The sequence below is a fragment of the Desulfomicrobium aestuarii genome (assembly GCF_055385525.1).
This window is the reverse complement of record NZ_AP042427.1, coordinates 2,497,762-2,522,791: the sequence shown is the minus strand read 5'-3', so window position 1 is coordinate 2,522,791 and position 25,030 is coordinate 2,497,762. Positions and strand designations below refer to the sequence as shown.

General features: G+C 64.8%; 22 protein-coding genes and 2 tRNA genes. 11 read left to right on the top strand and 13 right to left on the bottom strand.

Annotated features, from left to right (window positions below; genetic code table 11):
- The first annotated feature begins 127 nt into the window (after nucleotides 1-127).
- The 3 genes from speA to nspC are packed head-to-tail and all read left to right on the top strand — an operon-like array spanning nucleotide 128 to nucleotide 4,487.
- Nucleotides 128-2,095, top strand: a complete 1,968-nt coding sequence (speA, locus tag ACZ5AC_RS11435; RefSeq protein ID WP_464247743.1) for a biosynthetic arginine decarboxylase — start codon at nucleotides 128-130, stop codon at nucleotides 2,093-2,095.
- Nucleotides 2,096-2,127: 32 nt separating this feature from the next.
- The gene (locus tag ACZ5AC_RS11430; RefSeq protein ID WP_464247742.1) at nucleotides 2,128-3,318 is read left to right on the top strand and encodes a saccharopine dehydrogenase family protein; all 1,191 of its coding nucleotides are present in this window, start codon (nucleotides 2,128-2,130) and stop codon (nucleotides 3,316-3,318) included.
- A complete protein-coding gene (nspC, locus tag ACZ5AC_RS11425) occupies nucleotides 3,318-4,487 on the top strand; it encodes a carboxynorspermidine decarboxylase (RefSeq protein ID WP_464247741.1) in 1,170 nt (389 codons plus the stop codon). The genes ACZ5AC_RS11430 and nspC overlap by 1 nt, the downstream gene beginning before the upstream one ends.
- A 231-nt stretch (nucleotides 4,488-4,718) precedes the next feature.
- Here nspC and ACZ5AC_RS11420 read toward each other — a convergent pair whose 3' ends face one another.
- Nucleotides 4,719-5,990: an ATP-binding protein gene (locus ACZ5AC_RS11420; protein WP_464247740.1), complete on the bottom strand. Its 1,272-nt coding sequence runs from the start codon at nucleotides 5,988-5,990 to the stop codon at nucleotides 4,719-4,721.
- A 221-nt stretch (nucleotides 5,991-6,211) separates the two neighbouring features.
- A complete protein-coding gene (locus tag ACZ5AC_RS11415) occupies nucleotides 6,212-6,574 on the bottom strand; it encodes a carboxymuconolactone decarboxylase family protein (RefSeq protein ID WP_464247739.1) in 363 nt (120 codons plus the stop codon).
- Nucleotides 6,575-6,681: 107 nt separating this feature from the next.
- Here ACZ5AC_RS11415 and ACZ5AC_RS11410 point away from each other — a divergent pair, with 107 nt between their 5' ends.
- Nucleotides 6,682-8,544: a thiamine pyrophosphate-dependent enzyme gene (locus ACZ5AC_RS11410; protein ID WP_464247738.1), complete on the top strand. Its 1,863-nt coding sequence runs from the start codon at nucleotides 6,682-6,684 to the stop codon at nucleotides 8,542-8,544.
- Nucleotides 8,545-8,554: 10 nt separating this feature from the next.
- Entirely contained in the window at nucleotides 8,555-9,127 is a 573-nt protein-coding gene (locus ACZ5AC_RS11405; protein ID WP_464247737.1) for a 2-oxoacid:acceptor oxidoreductase family protein, read from the top strand.
- Between the two features lie 110 nt (nucleotides 9,128-9,237).
- Here ACZ5AC_RS11405 and ACZ5AC_RS11400 read toward each other — a convergent pair whose 3' ends face one another.
- The 7 genes from ACZ5AC_RS11400 to ACZ5AC_RS11370 all read right to left on the bottom strand — a co-directional run bounded on the left by ACZ5AC_RS11400 (nucleotide 9,238) and on the right by ACZ5AC_RS11370 (nucleotide 14,941).
- Nucleotides 9,238-10,152 carry an AEC family transporter gene (locus ACZ5AC_RS11400; RefSeq protein WP_464247736.1) on the bottom strand — a complete coding sequence of 305 codons (915 nt, stop codon included), beginning with the start codon at nucleotides 10,150-10,152 and terminating at the stop codon, nucleotides 9,238-9,240.
- A 95-nt stretch (nucleotides 10,153-10,247) separates the two neighbouring features.
- Complete coding sequence (locus ACZ5AC_RS11395) at nucleotides 10,248-11,015, bottom strand: ABC transporter ATP-binding protein (RefSeq protein ID WP_464247735.1); 768 nt, start codon at nucleotides 11,013-11,015, stop codon at nucleotides 10,248-10,250.
- Nucleotides 11,012-11,794 (bottom strand): ABC transporter permease, encoded by a 783-nt coding sequence (locus tag ACZ5AC_RS11390; protein ID WP_464247734.1) that lies wholly within the window; start codon nucleotides 11,792-11,794, stop codon nucleotides 11,012-11,014. The genes ACZ5AC_RS11395 and ACZ5AC_RS11390 overlap by 4 nt, the downstream gene beginning before the upstream one ends.
- Nucleotides 11,795-12,751 carry an ABC transporter substrate-binding protein gene (locus tag ACZ5AC_RS11385; protein ID WP_464247733.1) on the bottom strand — a complete coding sequence of 319 codons (957 nt, stop codon included), beginning with the start codon at nucleotides 12,749-12,751 and terminating at the stop codon, nucleotides 11,795-11,797.
- Between the two features lie 147 nt (nucleotides 12,752-12,898).
- A complete protein-coding gene (locus tag ACZ5AC_RS11380) occupies nucleotides 12,899-13,627 on the bottom strand; it encodes a hypothetical protein (protein ID WP_464247732.1) in 729 nt (242 codons plus the stop codon).
- Nucleotides 13,624-14,490: a bile acid:sodium symporter family protein gene (locus tag ACZ5AC_RS11375; RefSeq protein WP_464247731.1), complete on the bottom strand. Its 867-nt coding sequence runs from the start codon at nucleotides 14,488-14,490 to the stop codon at nucleotides 13,624-13,626. The genes ACZ5AC_RS11380 and ACZ5AC_RS11375 overlap by 4 nt, the downstream gene beginning before the upstream one ends.
- Before the next feature lies 1 nt (nucleotide 14,491).
- Nucleotides 14,492-14,941, bottom strand: coding sequence for a DinB family protein (locus ACZ5AC_RS11370; protein WP_464247730.1), 450 nt, complete (start codon nucleotides 14,939-14,941; stop codon nucleotides 14,492-14,494).
- A 258-nt stretch (nucleotides 14,942-15,199) separates the two neighbouring features.
- Here ACZ5AC_RS11370 and ACZ5AC_RS11365 point away from each other — a divergent pair, with 258 nt between their 5' ends.
- From ACZ5AC_RS11365 to ACZ5AC_RS11350, 4 genes are all read left to right on the top strand, one after another.
- Nucleotides 15,200-15,649 carry a Fe-S-containing protein gene (locus ACZ5AC_RS11365; protein WP_464247729.1) on the top strand — a complete coding sequence of 150 codons (450 nt, stop codon included), beginning with the start codon at nucleotides 15,200-15,202 and terminating at the stop codon, nucleotides 15,647-15,649.
- Entirely contained in the window at nucleotides 15,646-16,809 is a 1,164-nt protein-coding gene (locus tag ACZ5AC_RS11360) for an ABC transporter permease (protein ID WP_464247728.1), read from the top strand. Before ACZ5AC_RS11365 ends, ACZ5AC_RS11360 begins: the two co-directional genes overlap by 4 nt.
- Before the next feature lie 8 nt (nucleotides 16,810-16,817).
- Nucleotides 16,818-17,489 (top strand): ABC transporter ATP-binding protein, encoded by a 672-nt coding sequence (locus tag ACZ5AC_RS11355; RefSeq protein WP_464247727.1) that lies wholly within the window; start codon nucleotides 16,818-16,820, stop codon nucleotides 17,487-17,489.
- 303 nt (nucleotides 17,490-17,792) lie between these two features.
- Complete coding sequence (locus tag ACZ5AC_RS11350) at nucleotides 17,793-21,014, top strand: transporter substrate-binding domain-containing protein (protein WP_464247726.1); 3,222 nt, start codon at nucleotides 17,793-17,795, stop codon at nucleotides 21,012-21,014.
- A gap of 135 nt (nucleotides 21,015-21,149) precedes the next feature.
- Here ACZ5AC_RS11350 and ACZ5AC_RS11345 read toward each other — a convergent pair.
- The 4 genes from ACZ5AC_RS11345 to ACZ5AC_RS11330 form a co-directional block, all read right to left on the bottom strand.
- A tRNA-Glu gene (locus ACZ5AC_RS11345) sits at nucleotides 21,150-21,227 on the bottom strand.
- Between the two features lie 4 nt (nucleotides 21,228-21,231).
- Nucleotides 21,232-21,305 (bottom strand) — tRNA-Gln (locus ACZ5AC_RS11340).
- 59 nt (nucleotides 21,306-21,364) lie between these two features.
- On the bottom strand, nucleotides 21,365-21,997 hold the full coding sequence (locus ACZ5AC_RS11335) for a DUF2927 domain-containing protein (RefSeq protein ID WP_464247725.1): 633 nt from the start codon (nucleotides 21,995-21,997) through the stop codon (nucleotides 21,365-21,367).
- Nucleotides 21,997-22,476, bottom strand: coding sequence for a DciA family protein (locus ACZ5AC_RS11330; protein WP_464247724.1), 480 nt, complete (start codon nucleotides 22,474-22,476; stop codon nucleotides 21,997-21,999). The genes ACZ5AC_RS11335 and ACZ5AC_RS11330 overlap by 1 nt, the downstream gene beginning before the upstream one ends.
- Nucleotides 22,477-22,616: 140 nt before the next feature.
- Here ACZ5AC_RS11330 and ACZ5AC_RS11325 point away from each other — a divergent pair, with 140 nt between their 5' ends.
- Both ACZ5AC_RS11325 and ahcY read left to right on the top strand, forming a co-directional pair.
- Nucleotides 22,617-23,552, top strand: a complete 936-nt coding sequence (locus ACZ5AC_RS11325) for an ArsR/SmtB family transcription factor (RefSeq protein WP_464247723.1) — start codon at nucleotides 22,617-22,619, stop codon at nucleotides 23,550-23,552.
- 30 nt (nucleotides 23,553-23,582) lie between these two features.
- The gene (ahcY, locus tag ACZ5AC_RS11320; RefSeq protein ID WP_464247722.1) at nucleotides 23,583-25,004 is read left to right on the top strand and encodes an adenosylhomocysteinase; all 1,422 of its coding nucleotides are present in this window, start codon (nucleotides 23,583-23,585) and stop codon (nucleotides 25,002-25,004) included.
- The last annotated feature ends 26 nt before the right edge of the window (nucleotides 25,005-25,030 follow it).

Sequence of the window (25,030 nt, the reverse complement as noted above, 5' to 3'; positions counted from 1 at the left end):
TTTGCGGCGGAAATTGCGTGCCCGCACAAGTTTTATTGACGACGGGACCCCTCGCGTTTAGAGGGGTGCGCTGGCCAGGTTCTCGCCGTGGCCTGCATATTCTATGGTATGAAGGCGGAGGACATCGATGCGATCTCGGACTCTCGAAAAATGGACGGTTGAGCGCTCTTCGGAGCTCTACGGCGTGGACAACTGGGGCGGCGGCTATTTCAGGATCACGCCCGACGGAAAGATGGGCATCACGCCGTTCCCGGGCAAGGACGTCTGCGTGCCGATCCCGTCCATCATCAGCGGCCTGCAGGAACGCGGCCTGGGCCTGCCGGTGCTGCTGCGCATCGAGAACCTCCTCGACGCCCAGATTTCCCTGCTGCACGACTCCTTCGCCAAGGCCATCACGGACCTGCAGTACGGCGGCGAGTTCCGCGGTGTCTACCCCGTGAAGGTCAACCAGCAGCAGCAGGTCTTCGAGGAGATCTCCAAGGTCGGCGACCGCTACAACCACGGCTACGAGGTCGGCAGCAAGGCCGAGCTCATCGCGGCCCTGTCCTTCCTGAAGAACCCCAAGGCCTGCCTGGTCTGCAACGGCTACAAGGATCAGGACTACATCGACCTGGCCCTCTACGCCGGCAAGATGGGTTTCCTCTGCTTCCTGGTCCTGGAGATGCCGAGCGAACTGCCCCTCATCCTCGACCGCGCCAGGATCCTCGGCATCAAGCCGCGCATCGGCGTGCGCATCAAGGTCTCGACCCAGGCCGGCGGCCACTGGGCCGAGTCGGCCGGCGACCTGTCCATCTTCGGGCTGTCCACGGCCGAGGTCGTGGACGTGCTGGACCTCATGCGCTCCCGCGACATGCTCGACTGCGTGCAGCTGCTGCATTTCCACCTGGGCTCCCAGATCCCCAACATCCGCGACATCCGCACCGCCGTGCACGAGGCAGCGCGCATGTACGCCGAGCTGGCCAAGGAAGGCTGCGCCATGGGCTTTCTGGACCTGGGCGGCGGCCTGGCCGTGGACTACGACGGATCGCACACCAACTACGCCAGCAGCCGCAACTACACACTCGAAGAGTACTGCACGGACATCGTCGAGTCCGTCATGGCCACGGTGGACGAGCACGAACTGCCCCACCCGCACATCATCACCGAGTCCGGCCGCGCCACCGTGGCCTACTACTCGGTGCTGCTCTTCAACGTGCTGGACGTGAGCCTTCTGGAGAAGCGCCCGGTGCCCAAGACCCTGGACGAGGACGACCCCGAGGCCGTGCACAATCTGCTTGAGGTCTACAACTCCCTGTCCCTGAAGAACCTGCAGGAGTGCTACAACGACGCCATCTACTACCGCGACCAGATCCGGCAGCTCTTCCGCCTGGGCCAGTGCAGCCTGCGCCAGCGCGCCCTGTCCGACACCATCTTCTGGGCCGTCATCCGCGCCATCGCCGAGAAGCTGCCCGAGATGAAGAACCCGCCCTCGGCCCTGAAGGACGTGGACCTGGCCCTGGCCAGCATCTACTACTGCAACATGAGCGTGTTCCAGTCCCTGCCCGACGCCTGGGCCATCGGCCACCTCTTCCCCATCATGCCCGTGCACCGGCTGGACGAGCTGCCCACGGAGCAGGCCATCCTGGCCGACATCACCTGTGACAGCGACGGCAAGCTCGACAGCTTCATCGACATCCACGGCGTCAAGCGCGTGCTGGAGCTGCACTCGGTCAAGCCGTGCGAGCCCTATCATCTGGGCGCGTTCCTGGTCGGCGCCTATCAGGAGACCCTGGGCGACCTGCACAACCTCTTCGGCGACACCAACGTCGTCAGCGTGCGCATCAACGAGGACGGCACCTACGATTTCATCCGCGAGCTCGAGGGCGACAGCGTGGCCGACGTGCTGTCCTACGTCGAGTTCGAACCCAAGCAGGTCCTGGAGAACTTCCGCAAGGTGGCCGAGCAGGGCGTCCGCGAGGGCAAGATCAGCCCCCAGGAGCGCTTCATGATCATGCGCGCCTATGAGCGCGGCCTGCGCGGCTACACCTATCTGAACGAGGGCCGGGATTGCGACAATCCCGATGTGTGCGCGAGCGGCCCCACGGCCGGCGTGTAATTCGAACCATGCCTTATTGAAGGAGGATCGCCATGTCCAAAGTGCTCATCATCGGCGCCGGCGGCGTCGGCCATGTGGTGGCCCACAAGTGCGCCCAGGCGCCCGAAGTCTTCAGCGAGATCATGCTGGCCAGCCGGACCAAGTCCAAGTGCGACGCCATCGCCGCGTCGGTGAAGGAAAGGACCGGACGCACCATCCAGACGGCCGCCCTCGACGCCGACAACGTGGCCGAGACCGTGGCCCTCATCAAAAAGTTTCAGCCCAAGCTGGTCCTGAACGTGGCCCTGCCGTACCAGGACCTGGCCCTCATGGACGCCTGCCTCGAAACCGGCGTGGACTACCTCGACACGGCCAACTACGAGCCCCTCGACGAGGCCAAATTCGAATACAAGTGGCAGTGGGCCTACCAGGAGCGCTTCAAGGAGAAGGGGCTCATGGCCCTTCTGGGCTCGGGCTTCGACCCCGGCGTGACCAACGTCTACTGCGCCTACGCCCAGAAGCACCTCTTCGACGAGATCCACGAGCTCGACATCATCGACTGCAACGCGGGCGACCACGGCCAGCCCTTCGCCACCAATTTCAACCCCGAGATCAACATCCGCGAGATCACCCAGCGCGGCCGCTACTGGGAGCGGGGCGAGTGGGTCGAGACCGACCCCCTGTCCTGGCGCATGAGCTACGACTTCCCCGAGGGCATCGGCCCCAAGGACTGCTACCTCATGTACCACGAGGAGCTGGAATCCCTGGTGCAGAACATCCGGGGCCTGAAGCGCGCCCGCTTCTGGATGACCTTCTCCCAGAACTACCTCAACCACCTGAAGGTGCTGGAAAACATCGGCATGACCTCCATCGAGCCCGTGGACTACCAGGGCCAGAAGATCGTGCCCCTGCAGTTCCTGAAGGCCGTGCTGCCCGAGCCGGGCTCCCTGGGGCCCCTGACCAAGGGGCGGACCTGCATCGGCTGCGTCATGAAGGGCGTCAAGGACGGCAAGGAGAGAAAGGTCTACATCTACAACATCTGCAGCCACGAGGAGGCCTACCGCGAGGTCGGCTCCCAGGCCATCTCCTACACCACGGGCGTGCCGGCCATGATCGGGGCCATGATGATGCTGACCGGAAAGTGGCGCGGCGCGGGCGTCTTCAACATGGAGCAGCTCGACCCGGACCCGTTCATGGAGAAGCTCAACATCCACGGCCTGCCCTGGGTGGTGGTCGACCTGTGATGGACGGCCGTACCGCGTACCGCTTCGACACGCGCCAGGTCGCCACGCCGTCCTTCGTGGTCGACCTGGGGCTCATCCGGCGCAATCTGGACGTCCTGGCCGGGGTCAAGGATCGCACGGGCTGCAAGATCCTGCTGGCGCTCAAGGGCTTCGCCATGTGGAGCGTCTTCCCGGTCCTGCGGCAGGTGCTCGACGGGGTCTGCGCCAGTTCTCCGCATGAGGCCAGGCTCGGCCGCGAGGAGTTCGGCCGCGAGGTGCACGCCTTCGCGGCCGGCTACTCCCAGGCCGACATCTTCGATCTGTGCACCACGGCCGACCACATCGTCTTCAACTCCTTCCGCCAGCTGGAGGCCTTCCGGGGCCTGATCGCCGAGGAGGCCAAGCGGCTCGGCCGGGAGATCGAACTGGGCGTGCGCATCAACCCCGAGCATTCCGAGGGCGCGGTGCCCATCTACGACCCGTGTTCGACGGGCTCGCGCCTGGGCATCCGGCGCAGGGACTTCCGGCCCGACCTGCTCGAAGGGGTCACGGGCCTGCACTGGCACAACCTGTGCGAACAGAACGCCGACTGCCTGGAGCGGACCATCGCGGCCGCCGAAAAGGGCTTCGGGGAGTTCTTCCCGCGCATGCGGTACGTCAATTTCGGCGGCGGCCACCACATCACCCGCCCCGACTACGACACGGACCTCCTGTGCCGGCTGATAAACGACTTCAAGCAGCGCCACGGCGTTCAGGTCTACCTGGAACCCGGCGAGGCCGTGGCCCTGAACACGGGCTACCTGGTCTCGACCGTCCTCGACGTGACCGAGGCAGACATGCCCATCGTCATCATGGACGCGTCCGTCCCGGCGCACATGCCCGACGTGCTGGAGATGCCGTACCGCCCGCACATCGTCGGCTCCGGCCTGCCCGGCGAGAAGCCCTGGACCTGCCGCCTGGGCGGCCTGTCCTGCCTGGCCGGAGACGTAGCCGGAGAATACTCCTTCGACCGGCCGCTGGTCCCCGGCGACCGTCTGGTCTTCACGGACATGGCCCACTACTCCATGGTCAAGACCAACACCTTCAACGGCATCCAGCTGCCAAGCATCGCGGTCTTCGAACCCGAGGACGGTTCCATGCGCGTGGTGCGGAGCTTCGGTTACGAGGATTTCAAGGGCCGGTTGTCCTGAAAGCCTCTGGAAAATTGTACAAAAAACGGGAGTCCGGATCATCCGGGCTCCCGTTTTTTCATGGCCGGTTCGTGGCGTAACCACCTATAAAATAGAAGAATACGCTCGTTGAAATAATTTTGCTCAATGAGTGAGTATTTTTACTCAATCCGTTGAGTGGAATGGTAGTGTGCTGTTTTTATTTTTTATATCAGGCAATTATCGCGAGTCATTTTTGGGTGGTCCGCCAATTTATTGCTGCGATGGCCGTGTTGAAGCCCACAGGCTACAGATTGGTACGGCACACAGTTGATTCCCGAAGGGCACGACCGCCTCGCCGTCGTACATCACGATGCCGGCTGCAAAACGGTTTTCCACGGCCTGCTGAAGTTTGCGCAGGCCTTTGAAATCGTCGCCGGTCACCGTCGATGACGCCTTTACCTCGACCCCCGCGATCCGCCCCCCGCATTCCAGCACGATATCCACTTCCGACTTATCCTTGTCCCGGAAATGGCTGAACGAGACTGCGTCATCCAGCCAGCTGGCCTGGCGCCTCAGTTCCTGATAGATGAAGGTTTCCAGAATCTGGCCAAACACAGCGCGGTCGTTCCAGAGGGCATCGGCGTCCAGGCCGAGCAGGGCGCAGGCCAGGCCCGTGTCTCCGAGGTGCAGCTTCGGGGTCTTGATGAGCCGGCTGAGACGGTTGCTGTGCCAGGGAGGCAGTTCTTCCAGGAGGAATATCCGCGACAGCAAGGTCACGTACTCGCGGATCGTGCTTCGGCTGACCTGGAAGGGCGCGGCCAGGTCCGACACGTTCAGCAGGCGGGCCGTTTGTCCGGCCGCCAGTGTCAGCAGGCGGGGCAGGGCGTCCATTTGGCTGATGCGGGCCAGATCGCGGATGTCCCGCTGGACCAGGGTTTCGGCGTAATCGCGGTACCAGGCGGCTCTGCGCTTGGCCGTAGCGCGCTTCAAGGGGGGCGGATAGCCTCCGGCGGCCACGCGTTCGGCCAGATCCCGGCCCAGACGCCGTCCTTTGATGCCTGCCTTGAATCGTCCTTGCAGTAACGCGGTCAGGAATTCCGGGTTTTTTCCGGAGAGTTCCGCCTGGGCCAGCGGGTGGAGTCTGAGTATCTCCATCCTTCCGGCCAGCGAATCCGCCAGACGGGGAATCAGGAGAACGTTGGCCGAGCCGGTCAGGATGAAACGGCCGGCCTCCCGCCGGGCGTCCACGGCCGCCTTCAGCGCCGTGAACAGTTCCGGCACGCGCTGTATTTCGTCCAGGATCACCCGCTTCGGAAGATCGGCGACGTAGCCCACAGGATCGCTCTGCGCGGCGGCGCGTTGCACGTCGTCGTCAAAGCTCAGATAGGCAAAGCTCGCATCCTCGCCCGCCTGTCGGGCCAGCGTCGTCTTGCCGCACTGACGGGGGCCATGGATCAGCACGACCGGAGCATCGGCGAGTGCCTCCAGCAGGCGGGGGCGGATGAAGCGTGGATAGAGGTCTGTCGATTCCATGGCGTCCATATGTAGATTGTCGTCCGTCCAATTGCAAATTTTATATCGTCCAATTGTCAGTTTATGTTCGTCCAATTGCCAGTTTGAAAGCAGAGGTTATGATATAAATTGAATAAATTAAGATAATTGAATTATTATACGTCAGGTTTCAGCGAGGCTGAAAAAAGCCGGCATTTGCCCCCTTTCCGGTGCAGAAATCTTGGTTTCAGGATTCCGACGGTCTGGACCGCTCATTCCTCCCGCCTCCCCTTGAAATACTCCATGGCCTTGAGCACGAAGCGCGCGTAGGCCCCGGCCTGGCCGCCGCCCATTTCGACGGCCACGTCTATGGTCTCGTAGATCTCCTGGTCCGTGGCTCCGTGCTGCATGGCCTGGTCCAGGTGCCATTCCATGCACGGTTCGCACTTGGTGACGATGGAGATGGACAGGGCCATGAGCTCCTTGGTCTTGCGGTCCAGGGCGCCGTCGGCAAATGCCTTTTCCTCCAGTTCCAGGAATGGGGCGTAGGTCTTGACGTTCTTGAGGAACGTCAGGTGCAGGCGCTTGCGGTCCTTGATGCTCTGCTCGATCTTCGTGAAGGTCAGGTCGGACATGGTTTCCTCCGCATGGTCATTGCCTCCCGCTTCCGTGTGGGGTAGGCAGTATGAATGTCAGGATTTCCGTTTCGGGGGTCCGAAACCTCCCTACAGCGAGGAAGCACATGAAGTACATGGGTGAAATGCTCCTGACCCGGACGCCTTTTTCGGAGATCGTCATGGGCAACACGGCCCTGGTGCGGGCCATGGTCGAGGCCGGGACGCGCGTGGTCGCGTCCTATCCCGGTTCGCCGACGCCGGAGATCGCCACGGCGATCCAGTCCATCGCGCCGGAGAAGCGGCCCTTTTATTTCGAATTCTCGACCAACGAGAAGGTGGCCACGGAGGTCGCCCTGGGCGCGGCCCTGAACGGCTACCTGTCGACGGTCTTCTTCAAGAGCGTGGGGCTGAACGTGGCGGCGGACGCCTTTGTGCAGCTGTCGCTCCTGAACCTCATCGGCGGCATGGTCGTGGTGCTGGGCGACGACCCCGGCGCCAACTCTTCCCAGAACGAGCAGGACAACCGCCACTACGCGGCCATGAGCTACACGCCGCTTCTGGAGCCGGCCAACCCGGCCGAGGTCTACGCCTACTACAAGGAGGCCGCGGCTCTGGCCCGCACCCTGTGCCGCCCGGTCATCCTGCGCCTGACGACCCACGTCTGCCACGCCAAGGAGAAGGTCGCCTTCGCCGGCTGGGAGCCGCAAGCCTTCGAAAGCAACCCGCGCTTCGACGCGGCCAACGGCCCGTACATCCCCCTCACGGCCGCCGTCTTCCCCAAGAAGCGCACGGCCCTGGAGAACCTCAGGAAGGCCGAGCGCTGGGTGGACGAGCGCGGTCTGCACACGGTCACGGGCGACGGAAACCCGCGCGGCATCATCCTTTCGGGCATGGTCGCCCTGTCCGTGGCCGACGCCCTGGAAGGGCTCCCGAGCCGGCCCGACGTGCTCAAGCTGGCCATGCCGTACCCCATGCCGTCGCGCGTCATCGCCGACTTTCTGCAGAGCCACGCCGAGGTGAAGGTGCTGGAGGAGCTGGACGACACCCTGGAGAAGGACATCAAGGCCCTGGCCTACGACCGGGGCCTGGCCGCCCGGGTCATCGGCAAGGCCGACGACGAGGATTGGGTGGGCGAGTACACGGCGGACAAGGTCCGGGACATCCTGCACCGCACCTGGCCCGACATGTTCCCGGCCCGAGAGGCGGCGGCCGAGCCGCTGGCCCCAGTTCCCACACGCCCGGCCCAGATGTGTCCGGGCTGCGGCCATCGCAGCGCATTTCACGCCATAAAGAAGGCCCTGCCCGAAGGGACCATCACCGTGGCCGATATCGGCTGCCACACCCTGGGCTTCATGGAGCCGTACCGCATGGGGGAAGTGCTCCTGTGCATGGGCGCGTCCACGAGCATGGGCGCCGGCCTGACCCTCTTCAACGACACGCGCAAGGTCGTGGCCTTCCTGGGCGACTCGACCTTCTACCACGCCGGGCTGCCGGGCATCGTCAACGCGATCTTCAACCGGCACAACCTGACTCTGGTGCTAATGGAGAACGGCACCACGGCCATGACCGGGCACCAGGACCACGCCGGGTCCGGGCGCAACTTCAACGAGCCGACCGACGCCATCCCGGTGCGGCAGCTCCTCGAAGGGCTCGGGGTCAAGCACATCTTCGAGACCGACACCTACAAGAAGGCCGAACTGACGGACCTCATGCGTCAGGCCCTGGACGTGGACGCCTTCAGCGTGGTCATCGCCCGCCACCCCTGCATGCTGCTCTTCACCCGCAACCAGCGCCGCAAGAGCGGCTACGTGGACCGGCACGTGACCATCGATCAGGACCTCTGCACCCGCGCCCACGTCTGCGTGCAGGACTTCGCCTGCCCGAGCTTCACCCTGGCCGCCGACGGCAGCGTGACCGTGAACCCGGAACTGTGCATCGGCGACGGCTCGTGCATGCAGACCTGTCCCAGCAAGGCCATCATCCGCTAAGGAGCGCCTCATGAACATATTCAATATCTATCTTTGCGGCGTCGGCGGCCAGGGCATCGGCCTCTTGAGCGAGATCATCCTGCGCGCCGCGGACCACGCCGGCCACGCGGCCAAGGCCGTCGACACCCACGGTCTGGCCCAGCGCGGCGGCATCGTCGTGTCCCAGATCCGCCTGGGCGCCTCGGCCCACAGCCCCCTCATCCCCGCCGGGGAGGCGGACCTGGCCATCGGCCTGGAGCGCCACGAGGCCCTGCGGGCCATGCAGACCGCCCTGCGCGACGGCGGGACTCTGGCCTACTACGACACCGTGCTGCAGCCCCTGCCCGTGCGCCTCGGGACGGCCGCCGAGGTGAGCGCCGAGGACGTCGCCCGGGCAGCGGCCGCACGCTCCATCACGGTCCACGCCGTGACGAGCCCGGACATCAAAGACCCGCGCATGCAGAACGTCGCCGTGCTCTCGGCCGTGAACAAGCTAAGCCTGATCCCCGGAGTGGAGGGAGAGCATTACGAACGGGCCATGGACGACCTGCTCAAGGGGGCGGCCCTGGAGGCGAACCTGGGGTTGTTCAGGGCCGCGGGATAACACCGCGGCGCGGGCGATCGGATGCGGCTTGACGCGGGAACCCGACGGACGGTCGGGTTCCCGCGTTGTTTTTTCCGGGGGCTGCGGGCCCTTGTCCCGGGGGCCGGCTCTCAGAGCAGCAGGCCCAGCACCAGGGGCATGGAGAGGAGCGCCGCGATGGTCTGCACGGTGATGATGGCGGCCATGCGGTCGTGGTCTCCGCCCAGGACCCGGGCCAGGATGTAGGACGAGACCGAGACCGGCACGGCGGTGAAGACAAGGCAGATGCCCAAGGGCGTGCCCGCAAGGCCGAGCGCCCTGCCTGCGGCGAAGGCCAGCAGGGGCAGGGCGAGCAGTTTGCAGAACGAACTGGAGATGATGTCCTTCCAACCGTTCAGGGCGGCGGAAAAGGACAGACCCGCGCCCACGGCCAGCAGGCCCAGGGGCAGGGATGCGCTGCCGAGGATGTGCAGCCCCTCCTGCACCATGGCGGGCAGGGCGACGTCCGCACCGTGCAGGGCGAAGCCCGCGGCGCAGGCCAGAATGAGCGGGTTGCGCCCGAGTTGCACCAGCGTGTCGCGCAGGCCGCGCGCCTGCGTGTTTCGCCCGTGGCGGGTCAGGACCAGCACGCAGAGCACGTTGACGGTGGGGATGATGGTCATAAGGGCCACGGCCGAGAGGGACAGACCCTCGTCGCCGAACAGGCCGCCCGCGGCCGAAAGGCCGACGTAGGTGTTGGGCCGGATGGCCCCCTGGAAAATGGAGGTGAAGGCCGGGCCGTCGCTCTGCAGCCGGGGGCGGACGGCCATGAGCGCGGCGGCGACGACGCATATGGCGGCGACGAGGCTCACGGCCATGGCCAGCAGGGAGTGCTGCCCGGCGTGCATGGAGGTCAGCTTGTCGATGAGCAGGGCCGGGAAAAGCACGTAGTAGGTCAGGCGTTCGGCCTGGGGCCAGAACTCCTGGCTTGGGAAGGAGGCCCTGCGCAGCGCGAAGCCGGTCAGGATCAGGAGAAAAATCGGTGTGATGGTCTGCAGAACGTCCATGTATCACCTCCCAAAGATCGCACCCTGAACCGCAGGGTCTCTCCCTCGAACCGCAACGGCGCGCAGATGTTCAGGTCTGCGCGGTTGCAAAGTCGTCAGGCCGTGATCTCCTCCCAGAGCAGCTCCATGATGCGTGCCTTTACGGCCGCAAAATCGGCGCTGACCGTGACCCGGTGGTCGCGCGGCCGCGGGATGTCCACGGGGATGCGCGCCTTGAGCCGTCCTGGCCGGCGCGACATGACGTAGACGTTGTCGGCCAGCAGGATGGCCTCGTCGATGTCGTGGGTGATGAAGAGGACCGTGCTGCGCTCCTGGGCGCGGATCCCGAGCAGCAGTTCCTGCAGCACGAGGCGGGTCTGGGCGTCCAGGGCGCCGAAGGGCTCGTCCATGAGCAGCATGCGCGGCTGGTTGGCCAGCACGCGGGCGATGGCCACGCGCTGCTTCATGCCGCCGGACAGCTCCTTGGGCAGGGCGTTCTCGAAGTCGGCCAGGCCCACCAGCCCGAGATAGCGCCGGGCGGTTTCGGCCCGCTCGCCCTTGGGCACGCCCTTGATTCGCAGGCCGAACTCCACGTTTTCCCGCACGGACAGCCAGGGGAAAAGCGTGTAGGACTGGAAGACCATGCCCCTGTCCGCGCCCGGTCCGGTGATGGGGCGCCCGTCGATGCGGGCCTCCCCGCCCGTGCCGTGTTCGAGGCCGGCCAAGATGTTCAGCAGCGTGGACTTGCCGCACCCCGACGGCCCGACGATGACGGCCAGTTCCCCCTCGGCCACGTCGAGGTCGATCCCCTCCAGGGCCGTGACGGGTCCGGCCGCCCCGGAGAAATCCTTGCGCAGAGCCCTGATCTCCAGCAGCGCGCTCATGCGTCCACCTTCTCGCTCCACGGCACGCACAGCCGCGCGGCGGCCTTGAACAGCCAGTCCGTGGCCAGGCCCAGCAGGCCGATGAGGACCAGCCCGGCGAAGATGCGGTCGATGGCCAGGAAGCGCTGGGCGCGCAGGATCATGTACCCCAGCCCCGAGTTGGCGGCCACCAGTTCGGCCACCACGAGGTAGGTCCAGGCCCATCCCACGGTGATGCGCAGGTCGTCCATGATGCCGGGCAGGGCGCCGGGCAGCAGGACCATGCGGTAGATCTGGGCCCGGCTCGCGCCCAGGGTGGCTGCGGCCCGGCCCAGGTCGCGGGGCACGGCGGCCACGCTGTCGGCGACCATGAGCGCGAGCTGGAAGAAGGTGCCCAGGAAGATGATGGCGAACTTTTGCCCGTCGCCGATGCCGAAATACAGGAGGGTCAGGGGCACCAGGGCCACCACCGGCAGGTAGCGGGCAAATTCGATGAGCGGCGCGCACACGGCCGCCCCGCGCCTCGACGTGGCGATGAAGAGGCCCAGCGGCACAGCCGCGGCCACGGCCAGGGACCACCCGACCATGACGCGGTACACGCTGTCCCAGGTGTAGGACAGCAGGATCCCGTCGCGCTGCATGTCGGCGAAGGCCAGCAGCACGCTGTGGGGCTTGGGCAGGAAGAGCTCCTTGACCAGTCCGCCGTAGGAGGCCGCGGACCAGGCAGCCAGCACCGCGGCGAAGGAAAGGATGGCCAGCCCCGCACGGTGGGCGGGACTGGCCTTGGGCCGCGTCGACACCTACTTGGCGCCTTCGACGACGTATTTGTCCGTCACGAAATCGGCCGCAGTGACGTCCTTCTCGATGATGCCCTTCTCCTTCCAGAAGCGGATGGCCCGGTCGGCCACCGCGTAGAGTCCCTGGCCCGGCTTGACGAAAGCCAGGTTCTCGGCCGCGCCCTTGAAGGTCACGCCCTTGGCCATGTCGGCCACTTCGGCGGCGGACAGGCCGAAGGCCTTGGCCATGATCTCGTCGCCCTTGGCCGGGTTGGCCTTGTACCATTCGATGGCCTTGAACCAGGCTCTGGCCATCTTGGCCGGGGCCTCGGGGTGCTTGGCCATAAAATTGTCGTTCATGACGAAGACGTCGACGATGGTTCCCGGCATCTCGCGGCTGGAAATCAGCACGTGGCCGCCCTCGCGCTGGCCCGCGTTGGTCAGCCAGGGCTCCCAGGTCACGGCGGCGTCGACCTTGCCGGCCACGAAGGCCGCGCCGGCGTCGGACGCGCCCATCTCCTGGATGTTCACTTCGTCCTCCTTCACGCCGTTCTTTTCCAGGATGGACAGGAAGAAAAAGTACGAGGTGGACGACTTGTCCAGGGCCACGGTCCTGCCCTTGAGGTCGGCCACGGTCTTGATGCCGCCTGCGGCGACCACGCCGTCGCCGCCCGTGGACTCGTCCATGGCGAAGATGACGGTCTCGGGGGTGCCCTTGGCGAAGTGGATGACCTCGCGGTCGATGACGTTGCCCAGGCCGTCGATGTTGCCCGAGGCCAGGGCGGCCGCGTACTGCGACTCGTCCTCGATGATGGTCAGGTTCACGTCGAGGCCCTGTTCCTTGAAGTAGCCGAGTTCCTTGGCGATGTGCAGGGGGCCGTAGCCGACCCAGGTGGCGTGGGCCACGGTCACGGGCGTGTCGGCGGCAAAGGAGCAGGTGGCGGTCAGGGCCAGGCAGAGAGCGATGAGAATTTTGTGCATTGGTATTTCCTCCGGAGAAAACTAAAAACGAAAATCGATCGTTTCGTCAATGATTGCAGCAGCAAAAATTAGCGGCTGCGCAGCTGCAACATGCCGTCATGAAAGGAGATCGCAGGGAGGTATGCGATGGCCCGGCGGGTGCCGTGCTCAGAGGTAAGAGCGACCTACGGGCCAGATTTCGTGCAGGGCCAGGGCGATGTGGGCGTCCCCGTGTGCGTCGTTGCGGATCGTGTGCGCGTGCAGGAAGTCCACGGCGATGCGCTCCAGGGCGTCCGTGACGCGCTCCCCGTGACGGGGCCGCCTGGCCATGTAGAGGTCGAAATGGTCGACCTTGTCCCGCCGGATGCGGTCTTGAATGCGTCCCAGACGCACATGCCTCTCCGTGGTTACGAACAGGGTCTGCAGCCCCTGGCCGCGCAGCGTCGCCAGGGCTTTCCCGAGGTGGGCGGGCATGCGGAAGGCGTCGTCGTGGCCCATGTGGAAGGCCAGCAGGCGCAGGGCCGTGTGGCTGACGACCATGACCGGCCTGCGGCGCAGGAGCCGGTAGATCAGGACGTCCGCCAGGATGCACAGGGTCAGCGCCGTCGGCAGTGCCCAGGCGATGAAGGGGTAGATGCGCAGGAAGAGCCTCTCGGCGAACAGGCGGCCGGGCCCCTTATGCTCCGAGGAGTCGGCCGCGCAGGCCGGGGCCGAGAGCCAGCCGCGCCGTTTTTCGAGAAAAATTCCCGCCCTCTGCAGATGCCGCATGACCAGACGGGCCACGTGATCCTTGCCTGAGGCGTCGGTGCCGAGGATCAGGACCAGGCGGCAGTCGTTTGCGAGGCTGGCGCGTGTCCGGGGTTCGGCCGCGGATTCTTGGAGCTTCCGGGCGTTCATGACCCGGCTTTCCCTTCCGCGGGTTGGAGGCGGGCCAGCAGCGGGGCGGCGCCGAAGGCGCAGAAAACGGTGACGGGCACCGCCATGACGGCCATGGCGATGGTCCGGGGGTCCGTGCCGGCAATGGCCAGCAGCGGGGCGATGGCGGCGCCGATGTTGCGGGTGGAGACGCCCAGGGCGAGGACGCTCTTCTGGGAATGCGGCAGTCCGGAGGCAGAGAGGTAGCTGGCGGCCGTGACCGAGGAGTAGAACAGGAACTGGGTGGCGATGGCCCATGTGCCGACCATGGCCGCGAGATCCGCCCGGTAGATCCACAGGACGAGCCCGAGCATGAAGACTATGGAGACGAGGGTGGCCTTGCGGCAGACGGGGTGGATTTTTTCCGCCAGAGTCCGGTTGGCGAGCCGCAGGGCGGCCCCGAGGATCATCGGGGCCAGGATGAGGAAGATGAGCGGCCTGGCGATGAGCCAGGCGTCGGCGGCCAGGCCGCTGACCAGCCACGGGGTGACGAGGGGCATGTAGATCACGGTGCAGACGGACGTCAGCAGAGTGAAGGCGGCCATGTATGCCAGGTCCCCCTTCGCCTTCTGCGCAGCCATCGGGAAGAACGGCGCGCAGGGCGCCATGCTCAGGAAGAGCATCCCGTCGGCGTAGGCCTGGGGCAGCGGCATGACCTTGGTCAGGGCCCAGGCCAGGGCAGGGCAGAGCGCATAGCCCCAGACGACGCTCAGGGCCATGAAGCGCACGTTGCGCAAGGCCCGCAAGGCGGCCCCGACATCGAGCTTGAGGCCCACCTCGAGCAGGCTGCCGATCAGGAAAACCGCCAGCGTCAAGCTCAGCGCTTTGGGGAGCAGGGCGTCCACCCTATCCTCCCAGTTCTGCGGCGCGCTCGGCGAACAGCTTCCGGTGCAGCTCCATGTGATCGAAGTAGTCGCGGATCAGGGCTTCCAGGGTGACGTCCCCGTCCTCCTTCCGCCAGACATGGTTCAGGGCGGCCGGGTTCACCCCTTCGATGAGGTGCAGCAGAAGCAGGTTGTAGCTTTTCCACAGGGCCAGAACATCGGCGTAGCCGAAGGTGCCGATGCCGGTCACGGTCCGCCACTGCTCGGCGTCGTACTTGGGGAAGACGAGGACGGGTTCGAGCTGCAGGCGCACGAAGCGCTGGTGGTTGTTGGACGCGGAGTCCACGAGATGGGCGACCATCTCCTTGAGGGTCCATTTGTCCGGGGCCAGGCGGATGTCCGCCAGATGCGCGCTGTCCTGCATGAGGGCTTCGAAGGTGTCGATCCGGGCTCTGAATGTGGCGGTGTCCATGCGTGCTCCTTGTTTCGTGCAAGGACGAATAGCGCGGGAGGCGGGGCCGGTTCAAGGGGAAATGGTCGGCCTTTCCGGCCCCTTCATGCAGCGGCATGTTTGTGCACATGTGCAGCGGCTCGTGTCTGTGATCGTAGCGATGTGTCGAATTTTGCACATTGCTGGGGCCATCATTCCGGAATGACAAGGTTTTTGTTTGGCATGTTCCATGCTTGCGCAATTTCGGATCAAATCAATCCGATTTTTCGAGGTATACTGATGAAAACAGCTTCTGCCGTGATTGTCGCTCTTCTGCTGTCGTTGGCCGCTACCCACTCCTTTGCCCTTATGGGCTTTTTTTCCGGTCCCAAGACCGTGGAGGCCCAGGGGGGCGAGATCAGGATCCCCGTATCCGAGGTGTCCGACGGCAAGGCCCATCACTTCAGTTTTTCGGGCGAAGGCGCTGAGCTGAAGTTCTTCCTGCTCCAGAGCGGCGACCGGCTGCGGGCGGCCTTCGACGCCTGCGACGTCTGCTACCACGCCAAGAAGGGGTACTCCCAGGACAAGGAGTTCATGATCTGCAACAACTGCGGCATGCGCTTCCACTCCTCGCGCATCGGCGACGTCAAGGGCGGCTGCAATCCGGCGCCCCTGACGCACCGGGTCGAGGGCGGCAGCGTGGTCATCGCCGTGGCCGACCTGGCAGAGGGGACGGGGTTCTTCAAGTGAACATCCTGACCATCCCCCTGCGGACCATGCGCAAGAAGTGGCTCAAGACGTCGCTTCTGTTCACGGTCTTCACACTGAGCGTGGTGGCGATCGTCTCCCTCAACTACGTCTCGCGGGAAGTGGGCCATTCCCTCGAAAAGAAGTTGACGGCCTTCGGCGCCAACATCCTGGTCACGCCCAGGAGCGAGAAGCTGACCGTGAGCTACGGCGGGTTCTCCCTCGGCGACATGCTCATGGGCATGACGGACCTGCGCGAGGCCGACGTGGAGGAGCGCATCCTGTCCATCGGCTACCGCGACCGCATCAGCGTCGTGGCGCCCAAGCTCGTGTCCATGGCCAGGATCGGCGACGTGGCCGTGGGCGTGGTCGGGGTGCGCTTCGAGCGCGAGAAGGTTCTCAAGGGCTACTGGTCCATGCAGGGCGATTTTCCGTCCGTGGAGAACGGCGTTCTGGCCGGCTCCAAGGCTGCGGCCCGGCTCGGCCTGAAGGTCGGGGACGGGTTCGAACTGGCCGGGCGGCCGGCGGTGGTCTCCGGCATCCTCGACCCCACGGGCAGCGACGACGACTCCGTCATCTTCGCGGATCTGGGTTTCGCCCAGGCGGCCTTCGGGCAGGAGGGCAAGGTCAGCTTCGTGGAGGTGGCCGCCCTGTGCGCGGGCTGCCCCATCGAGGACATCGTGCGCCAGCTGGAGGAAAAGCTCCCCGACACGGAGATCCAGGCCATGCAGTCCATCGTCAAGCAGCGCATGTACTCGGTTCATTTCGTCGAGCACCTGATTCTGACCGTCAGCCTGGTCATCCTCTTCATCGCCTGCTGCATGGTCGGCGCGACCATGCTCTCCTCGGTCAACGAGCGGATCCGCGAGATCGGGCTGCTGCGCTCACTGGGCTTTTCACGCTCCGGGATCTTCGGCGTGTTCTGCTTCGAGGCGGCGCTCATCGGCCTGGCGGCAGGGGTCGTCGGGTATTTCGGCGGCTTCTTCCTGAGCGTCGAGGTCCTGGACCTCCTGGGAATGGCCCAGGAAGCCGAGGCGGCCATGCACGCCGGGCACCTTCTGCTGACCTGTGCCCTCATCGTCGGAGTCTCCGTCCTGGCCGCCTTCTTCCCGTCGTGGAAGGCCGCCTCCATCGAGCCGTCCACGGCGCTCATATCCCTGTGAGGCACGCAATGCTTGAAGCCAAAGACATCACCAAGACCTTCACCTCCGAAGGGGTCGCCGCCCCGGCCCTGCGCGGCGTCAGTCTGACCGTCGGGGCAGGGGAGTTCGTCAGCATCGTCGGACGCTCGGGCTCCGGCAAGACGACGTTTCTGAACGTCCTCTCCACCCTCCTGGCGCCGGACGGCGGCGAGGTCCTCTACGGCGGCGAGAACGTGACCGCCTTTTCGCCCGAGCGGCTGAACAGGCTGCGCAACCGCGATTTCGCCGTGGTCTTCCAGTTCCATTATCTGCTGCCGTACCTGACGGCCCGCGAGAACGTGCTGCTGCCCTTCATGACGGGCCTGGGACGGGTGGGGAACCGGGAGCGGGCCAGGGCCGAGGACTGCCTGGAGCGGGTGGGACTGGCCGGCAAGGGCGGCAAGCTGCCGGGGCACCTGTCCGGCGGCGAGCAGCAGCGCGTGGCCATCGCCCGCGCCCTGGTCAAGGACTCGAAGATCCTCTTCGCCGACGAGCCCACCGGCAACCTGGACAAGACCACCGGGGAGGCCGTCATCTCGCTGTTGGAAGGGCTGAAGGGTGACGGCCTGTCCATCGTCATGGTCACCCACGACGAATCCTATGCCAGCCGCGCCGACAGGGTGGTGCGCATGGCCGACGGGTTGGTGGTCGAAGGTGCGTGAAGCGTTCCGCCGCCAACACGTCACGGGTTTTTCAGCTTGGGGTCCGGCGGCTTCATGATTTTTGTAACAACTGTCGAAGAACCAAAAGTTTTTGGTTCGTGACCTGGTATTGGGTTCACCCCTCGGAAGGCCTTCGTGGCCGCGCCTTTTCCGGTCCTGGTGTTCTGTCTGCGACCTCCTGGTTTTTGTGCCAACCATAGTCAAATTCAAGTCAATCTCCATGCATGCCTTGAGATTTTGACCGAATTCGTCCACAAGGGTGTCAGACTGTGGTGGCCAATACCCCAAGGTGTCCCGGAAAAAATGAGTGACCGAATTCTTTTTGTGGCCAGCGAATCGGACCGTTCGGACGTTCATGTCCGATGGCGGGGCCGCGTCGTTACATTGTTGACGTTCATACTGCTTGTTCTCTCCCTGCAAGAGCCGCAAACTGCCATCGCATCCGCACCATCCTCGCCCGTCATCTCGGCCGCCGAGATAGATTACCCTCCTTTTTCCATTGTCGATAAATCGGGCCGCGCCGACGGTTTTTCCGTGGAACTTCTGCGTGCCGCCCTGGCCGCCATGGGGCGCGACGTCACCTTCCGGACGGGACCCTGGGCCGAGGTAAAGGGCCTGCTGGAAAGGGGCGAGGTGCAGGCCTTGCCCCTGGTCGGCCGCACGCCCGAGCGCGAAGAGTTCTTCGATTTCACGGTGCCCTACATGACCCTGCACGGGGCCATCGTGGTGCACTCCGGGACGGAGGATATCAATGACCTGGCCGATCTCCGGGGACATCGCGTGGCTGTCATGCAGGGCGACAACGCCGAGGAGTTCCTGCGTCGTGAAGACCGCGGCATACTGATCACGACCACCCCCACCTTTGAGCAAGCCCTGCACGAATTGTCCCAGGGGCGTCACGACGCCGTGGTCGTGCAACGCCTGGTGGCGCTGCGTCTCATCCCGCAAACCGGGCTTGAGAACCTGCGGATCGTCGACAAGCCCATCGAGGACTTTCGCCAGGACTTCTGCTTCGCCGTCAAAAAAGGCGACAGCCGCATGCTGGCCCTGCTGAACGAAGGGCTCGCCATCGTCATCGCCGACGGGACCTATCGCCGTCTTCACTCCCGGTGGTTCGCCGCCCTGGAGTTGCCGAAGGACCGCCGCATCGTCGTGGGCGGCGATCATCGCTATCCGCCGTTCGAATATCTGGATGAATACGGGAACCCGGCCGGTTTCAATGTCGAACTCACCCGGATGATCGCCAAGGAGATGGGGCTTGACGTCGAAATCCGTCTCGGGCCCTGGACCGGCGTGCTGCACGATCTGGAGCGGGGCGAAATCGACGCGGTTCAGGGCATGTTCTATTCTGCGGAGCGGGACCGAAAATTCGACTTCACCCAGCCGCACTCGGTGAACAATTACGTCGTCGTGGCGCGACGCGGGGAAATCGATCCACCGGTTTCACTCGACGATCTCAAGGACAAGAACGTCGCCGTCCAGAACGGAGACGTCAGCCACGAATATCTCCTGGAACAAGGCTTGGCGTCCCGGGTGTCCGCCGTGGAGACCCAGGAGGACATGCTGCGGGAACTGGCCGAGGGGAAGTACGACTGCGCCCTGGTCCCCCGCATCATCGCCCTGCACATCATCAAGGCGCGCGGCTGGACAAATCTGCAGCTGGGCCAGAATTCGTTTCTTTCGCTGGATTACTGCTATGCCGTGCCCAAAGGGCATGCGGCGCTTCTGGCGCAGTTCAGCGAGGGGCTGCGGGTTCTCAAGGATTCCGGCGAGTACCGTCGTCTGCACGAAAAATGGATGGGCGTTTACGAGGCGCCGACCCTGTCCTTTGTCACCATCCTGCGCAAACTCGCCATGGTCCTGGTGCCGCTTCTCCTCCTGCTGCTCGGTTTTTTCCTCTGGTCGTGGACGCTGCGCAGGCAGGTCAAAATGAGGACAGGGGAACTCCGCGAAAGCGAGGAGCGCTTCAAGGTCCTGCACAACGCTTCCTTCGGCGGCATCACCATTCACGACAAGGGCGTCATCCTGGACTGCAATCAGGGGCTCTCCGACATCACCGGCTACTCCACGGATGAACTGATCGGGATGGACGGCCTCATGCTGATATCCGAAAAATCGCGCGACCTGGTCATGAGCAAGATCCTGCCCGGGGACGAAAGTCCCTATGAGGCGACAGGAGTCCGCAAGAACGGGGAAGAATACCCAGTCCGCCTCGAAGCGCGCAACATTCCGTACAAGGGGAGAAATGTCCGGGTTACGGAGTTTCGGGACATCACGGATCAAAAACGGACTGAGGAAGCCCTGCTGCATGCAAAGACGCAGGCGGAGGCCGCCAACCAGGCGAAAAGCGAATTTCTGGCCAACATGAGCCACGAGATACGCACCCCCATCAACGGGCTCATGGGCATGCTCCAGCTCATGGAGACCACCCCTCTCGACGCCGAACAGGCCAGCTACATCCATATGGCCACGGAAGCCGGCAACCGCCTGACCAGACTCCTGTCGGACATCCTCGACCTCTCCAGGGTGGAGGCGGGCAAGATGGAGATTCGCAAGGCGCCCTTCAGGGTTCAGGACGTCATTGATTCCGTGTCCGGACTTTTCGCCGTCACGGCCAGAAAGAAGGGCGTGGCCCTGGAATGCACCCTTGCCCCGGGCATGCCCGAAGTCCTGGTCGGAGACGAAATGCGGGTGCGCCAGGTACTCTTCAATCTGGTGGGCAACGCCATCAAATTTACGGAGCGTGGCAGGGTCGCCTTGAACGTCGCGACGCTCTCCGCCAGGGCGGACGATGCCTGTGGCGTGCATTTTTGCGTCACGGATACGGGCATCGGCATCGCCGAGGACAGGCTGCGCGACATTTTCGAGCCGTTCCGGCAGGTCGAGAACTCCTTTACGCGCAATTACCAGGGTGCAGGGCTGGGCCTGTCCATCGTGCAAAGGCTGGTTGAACTCATGGGCGGAACCATCACCATTGAGAGCGCCCCCGGCAAAGGCACGAGCGTGCATGTGACCCTGCCCTTCGCAATTCATGGGGATGCTTCATCGGACGCAGCCGAAACTTCCCGCCCGGGGAGAGGTGACAGCCTGCGCGTCCTCCTCGTCGAGGACGACGCTTCCAACCGTCTCACCACCCGGAAGCTGCTGGAAAAGTCCGGCCACACGGTGCTGCCGGCCGAAAACGGCAGACAGGCGTTTGAACTGCTGGCCGCAAACGACATCGACTGCGTCCTCATGGACATCCAGATGCCCGTCATGAACGGAATCGAAGCGACCCGCCTCATCCGTGAATCAGCAGCTCTCGGCCCGAAGAAGGACGTCCCCATCGTCGCCCTGACGGCCTACGCCATGGACGGAGACAGGGAGAAGTTCCTGGCCGCCGGGATGGACGGATATGCGGCCAAGCCCGTGAAGATCGAGGGCCTCCTGCACGTGATGGGCGAGACGCTGGCCGGGTCGAAGAGAATTGCAGGCGCACAGCCAGGTGCAGTCGCTGATCGGCATGACCGGCAAGAAGAGGGGTGAGAGAGGGGGCAAAGATCCTGCCGCGTCCGGGTTCCGGCTGGCCGGGATACAAAAAAAGCCCCGGGCTTTCGCCAGGGGCTTGGAGTGTATTTCCCGGAACCTCCGGGGGGGCGGGATGAACCCGTTATGGTCGTTTGGCGTCCCCAAGGGGATTTGAACCCCTGTTATCGGCGTGAAAGGCCGGTGTCCTGGACCTAGCTAGACGATGGGGACGCGGTGGCTGGGCGACTTAGATTCGAACTAAGATTGACGGAGTCAGAGTCCGCTGTCCTGCCGTTGAACGATCGCCCAGCAAGGAAAAGCTTCCTTAGGGAAAGAGCCCGAAGCTGTCAAGATGCGATGTGTGTCGTCTACCAAGTTCCCCCGGCTGGCAGCCGCGGGTCGTACATGGTCCGCAGGACCAGGATGTCGGACTGGGAGAACCTGCCGTTCTTGTCCTCCTGGGCCTGCATGGAGTTGAGGACCGAGTCCGGGGTGGCCTTGGGGTGGGCCATGACCCCGAGTGCGTGCATGAATTCGTGGCGCACGATCCACAGCTTCTGTCCCCCCGAGGTCTGGAAGTCGAGGTGCAGAACGATGTCGGCCCGCCGGATGGCCCCGGTCGGCGAGGCGACCAGTCGCGTGAAGCCGCGGATGTACTGTCCGAGTTCCTGCCAGCCGGCCGCGCCTTCGGCGCTGCTGGTCACGACGGCCTGCCATTCCTCGGACGAGTCCGTCAGGTAGATGCGGACGTTGGCCTGGTTTCGCGACGACACCTCCCGGAACGCGAGCCTCGGAAGAATGCCGCGCAGTTCGCTCACGACCGTGTCGACATAATATGTGCCCTCCAGCCTGTCCTCCCCTCCGATCCAGTATTCGACAGGATTCTCGAAGCGCGTGATGACTCCGCTTGGGATATAGTCGCGCAGGATCGCTTCGTCGGCCAGGGACGGGGCCGGGATGAGCAGCAGCGTCAGGATCGTGACGAAAAGGGTAGCGCGCATCATTCCTCCGGGGTGACGAGGTCAGGCCTGAAATGACGGACATAGGCGCGGTAGCAGGCCGTGACGGGCGAGGACGGGTCCATGCATGGTAGCAGGTTGCCGATGGGCTCCGGCCGCGCAGCCTTGGGCGCCGGCGGGGCGGGCGGCAGCAGGGACTCGTCCAGTGCCGGGCGGCCGGCCATGAGTTCGATGGTCACCTTCTGGAAGTAGGCCGTGCCGAGGAAGGCGTTGGCCTTCTCCAGGATGCTCCCGGCAAAGAAGGAGAACTCCTGCATGACCATGGAGTTGGTCGCGCCGAGGATCATGGTCTCCTTGCGGTGCCCCAGGGGGCGGATCATTCCCGCGATCTCGGGCCCCAGGATTTCGGGCCAGTGCCGCCACAGGCGGGCGATGGCCAGTTCCAGGGCCGCCTCGGGCGTGCCCAGGACCCGGTCCAGGGCCTCCGAGGCCGAGCAGGTTCTTTTCTGTCGTTCGCGCATCCTTTCTGCCTATCCATCTTGATACCCCCAGGCAAGGCCGGTTCTTGACCTTTGCCCCGATGGCATGTAGGCGATGCTATATCAAAATATCTTGATGTAGATACTTAGTGAAAACACGCAGCAGCACACCACCGGACACCATGAAACTCCTGACCCAGACCAAGGCCCTGGCCGACGAGACGAGGCTTCGCCTCTTGGGCGTCCTGGCCCGTCACGAGCTCAATGTGGGAGAGATCGTGCAGGTCATGGACATGGGGCAGTCGCGCATCTCCCGGCACCTGAAGATCCTCATGGACGCGGGGTTGGTGGGGTGTCAGCGGCACGGCCTGTGGGCCTTCTACAGCGCAAGCGCCTCCAACGGCTCGCGGGCGCTGCTGACGGCCGTGCTGGAGGGCCTGGCCGGTCTGCCGGAGCACAAGGCCGACCTCGACGCGGCCGCGCAGGTCCTGAGCGAGCGCCGCCGCTCCACGACCCGTTTCTTCGACGGCGTGGCCTCTGACTGGAAGCGCCTGAGCCGCGAGATGCTCGGCGACTTCGAGCTGGGCCAGGCCATTCTGGGCAGTCTCGAATCCTCGGGCCGCCAGCTGGGCACGGTGGTGGACCTGGGCTGCGGTCCCGGTCTCCTGCTCGGGCATCTGGCCGGGGCCGCCGACTGCGTCATCGGCGTGGACAACTCGGCGCGCATGCTCGACGCCGCGGCCAAGCTCCTGCCCGAGGGGCCGGAGGTCAGCCTGCGCATCGGCGACCTGGAGCACCTGCCCCTGCGCGACGGCGAGGCCGACGCGGCCGTCATGTCCCTGGTCCTGCACCATCTTGCCTCGCCCCAGGCCGGGGTGGCCGAGATGGGCAGGGTGGTGCGGCCCGGAGGCCGCGCCGTGCTGGCCGATTTCCTGCTCCACGACAACGAGGCCCTGCGCACCGGCTACGGCGACCGCTGGCTGGGCTTCGCGCCCGATGACCTGCGCTCCTGGCTGGAGCGGGCCGGCTTCCAGGAGCTGTCCTGCGAGCGCCACCCCGTGAACCTGGGCCTGACGCTCATGGTCATCACGGCCCGGCGCGAGGAATTTTCCGTATAATACCGTTTGTCACGAAAGAAAGGAGACAACATGACGTTACCCATCGATCCCGCTCTGGAATACAAGGTCGCCGACATGGGCCTGGCCGAGTGGGGCAGCAAGGAAATGCAGCTGTCCGAGCGCGAGATGCCCGGACTCATGGCGCTGATCGACAAGTACGGCGATGCCAAGCCCCTTAAAGGCCTGCGCGTGACCGGCAGCCTGCACATGACCATCCAGACGGCCATGCTCATCAAGACCCTCAATGCCCTGGGCGCCGACGTGCGCTGGGCGTCCTGCAACATCTTCTCGACCCAGGACCACGCCGCGGCCGCCGTGGTGGCCGAGGGCCTGGCCAAGGTCTTCGCCTGGAAGGGCGAGAGCCTGGAAGAGTACTGGTGGTGCACGGAGATGGCCCTGACCTGGCCCGACGGCACCGGCCCCGACCTCATCGTCGACGACGGCGGCGACGCGACGCTCCTGGTGCACGAGGGCGTGAAGGTCGAGAAGGACCCGTCCCTGCTGTCCCGCGAGACGGACAACAAGGAGTTCCGCTGCGTGCTTGACCGCCTCATCGTCAGCGCCAAGACCGACCCGCAGAAGTGGACGAAGATCGCCGCCCGCATCCGCGGCGTGTCAGAGGAGACGACCACCGGCGTGCACCGCCTCTACCAGATGGCCAAGAGCGGCGAACTGCTTTTCCCGGCCTTCAACGTCAACGACTCCGTGACCAAGTCCAAGTTCGACAACCTCTACGGCTGTCGCGAGTCCTTGGCCGACGGCATCAAGCGCGCCACGGACATCATGGTAGCGGGCAAGGTCGTCCTGGTCTGCGGCTACGGCGACGTGGGCAAGGGATGCGCCCAGTCCATGCGCGGCTTCGGCGCCCGAGTGCTGGTGACCGAGATCGACCCCATCTGCGCCCTGCAGGCGGCCATGGAAGGCTACGAGGTCACGACCATGGCCAGGGGCTGCCAGGAGGCCGACATCTTCGTCACGGCCACGGGCAACTACCACGTCATCCGCGGTGAGCACATGCTGGCCATGAAGGACGAGGCCATCATCTGCAACATCGGCCACTTCGACAACGAGATCGACATGGGCTTCCTGGAGAATACGCCAGGATGCACAAAGATCACCATCAAGCCCCAGGTCGACAAGTGGGTCCTGCCCTCGGGCAAGAGCCTCATCGTCCTTGCCGAGGGGCGCCTGGTGAACCTCGGCTGCGCCACGGGCCACCCGAGCTTCGTCATGTCCAACTCCTTCACCAACCAGGTCCTGGCCCAGCTCGACCTGGCCAAAAACACGTACCCCCCGCAGGTCATGACCCTGCCCAAGGTCCTGGACGAGGAGGTGGCGCGCCTGCACCTCGCCCGCCTGGGCGTGGAACTCGAAACCCTGTCCAGCGAGCAGGCCGATTACATCGGCGTGTCCGTGAACGGCCCCTACAAGCCCGACCATTACCGTTACTAATCAACTCCACATGACAAGGAGATTCC

What these genes read in the sequence shown, in the direction of transcription:
- nspC (WP_464247741.1), top strand. Translation starts at nt 3,318, where the DNA reads ATGGACGGCCGTACCGCGTACCGCTTCGACACGCGCCAGGTCGCCACG.
- ACZ5AC_RS11370 (WP_464247730.1), bottom strand. Translation starts at nt 14,941, where the DNA reads ATGGACACCGCCACATTCAGAGCCCGGATCGACACCTTCGAAGCCCTC.
- ACZ5AC_RS11430 (WP_464247742.1), top strand. Translation starts at nt 2,128, where the DNA reads ATGTCCAAAGTGCTCATCATCGGCGCCGGCGGCGTCGGCCATGTGGTG.
- ACZ5AC_RS11415 (WP_464247739.1), bottom strand. Translation starts at nt 6,574, where the DNA reads ATGTCCGACCTGACCTTCACGAAGATCGAGCAGAGCATCAAGGACCGC.
- ACZ5AC_RS11365 (WP_464247729.1), top strand. Translation starts at nt 15,200, where the DNA reads ATGAAAACAGCTTCTGCCGTGATTGTCGCTCTTCTGCTGTCGTTGGCC.
- ACZ5AC_RS11420 (WP_464247740.1), bottom strand. Translation starts at nt 5,990, where the DNA reads ATGGACGCCATGGAATCGACAGACCTCTATCCACGCTTCATCCGCCCC.
- ACZ5AC_RS11400 (WP_464247736.1), bottom strand. Translation starts at nt 10,152, where the DNA reads ATGGACGTTCTGCAGACCATCACACCGATTTTTCTCCTGATCCTGACC.
- ACZ5AC_RS11395 (WP_464247735.1), bottom strand. Translation starts at nt 11,015, where the DNA reads ATGAGCGCGCTGCTGGAGATCAGGGCTCTGCGCAAGGATTTCTCCGGG.
- ACZ5AC_RS11385 (WP_464247733.1), bottom strand. Translation starts at nt 12,751, where the DNA reads ATGCACAAAATTCTCATCGCTCTCTGCCTGGCCCTGACCGCCACCTGC.
- ACZ5AC_RS11355 (WP_464247727.1), top strand. Translation starts at nt 16,818, where the DNA reads ATGCTTGAAGCCAAAGACATCACCAAGACCTTCACCTCCGAAGGGGTC.
- ACZ5AC_RS11350 (WP_464247726.1), top strand. Translation starts at nt 17,793, where the DNA reads ATGAGTGACCGAATTCTTTTTGTGGCCAGCGAATCGGACCGTTCGGAC.
- ACZ5AC_RS11405 (WP_464247737.1), top strand. Translation starts at nt 8,555, where the DNA reads ATGAACATATTCAATATCTATCTTTGCGGCGTCGGCGGCCAGGGCATC.
- ACZ5AC_RS11325 (WP_464247723.1), top strand. Translation starts at nt 22,617, where the DNA reads ATGAAACTCCTGACCCAGACCAAGGCCCTGGCCGACGAGACGAGGCTT.
- ahcY (WP_464247722.1), top strand. Translation starts at nt 23,583, where the DNA reads ATGACGTTACCCATCGATCCCGCTCTGGAATACAAGGTCGCCGACATG.
- speA (WP_464247743.1), top strand. Translation starts at nt 128, where the DNA reads ATGCGATCTCGGACTCTCGAAAAATGGACGGTTGAGCGCTCTTCGGAG.
- ACZ5AC_RS11330 (WP_464247724.1), bottom strand. Translation starts at nt 22,476, where the DNA reads ATGCGCGAACGACAGAAAAGAACCTGCTCGGCCTCGGAGGCCCTGGAC.
- ACZ5AC_RS11335 (WP_464247725.1), bottom strand. Translation starts at nt 21,997, where the DNA reads ATGCGCGCTACCCTTTTCGTCACGATCCTGACGCTGCTGCTCATCCCG.
- ACZ5AC_RS11410 (WP_464247738.1), top strand. Translation starts at nt 6,682, where the DNA reads ATGAAGTACATGGGTGAAATGCTCCTGACCCGGACGCCTTTTTCGGAG.
- ACZ5AC_RS11380 (WP_464247732.1), bottom strand. Translation starts at nt 13,627, where the DNA reads ATGAACGCCCGGAAGCTCCAAGAATCCGCGGCCGAACCCCGGACACGC.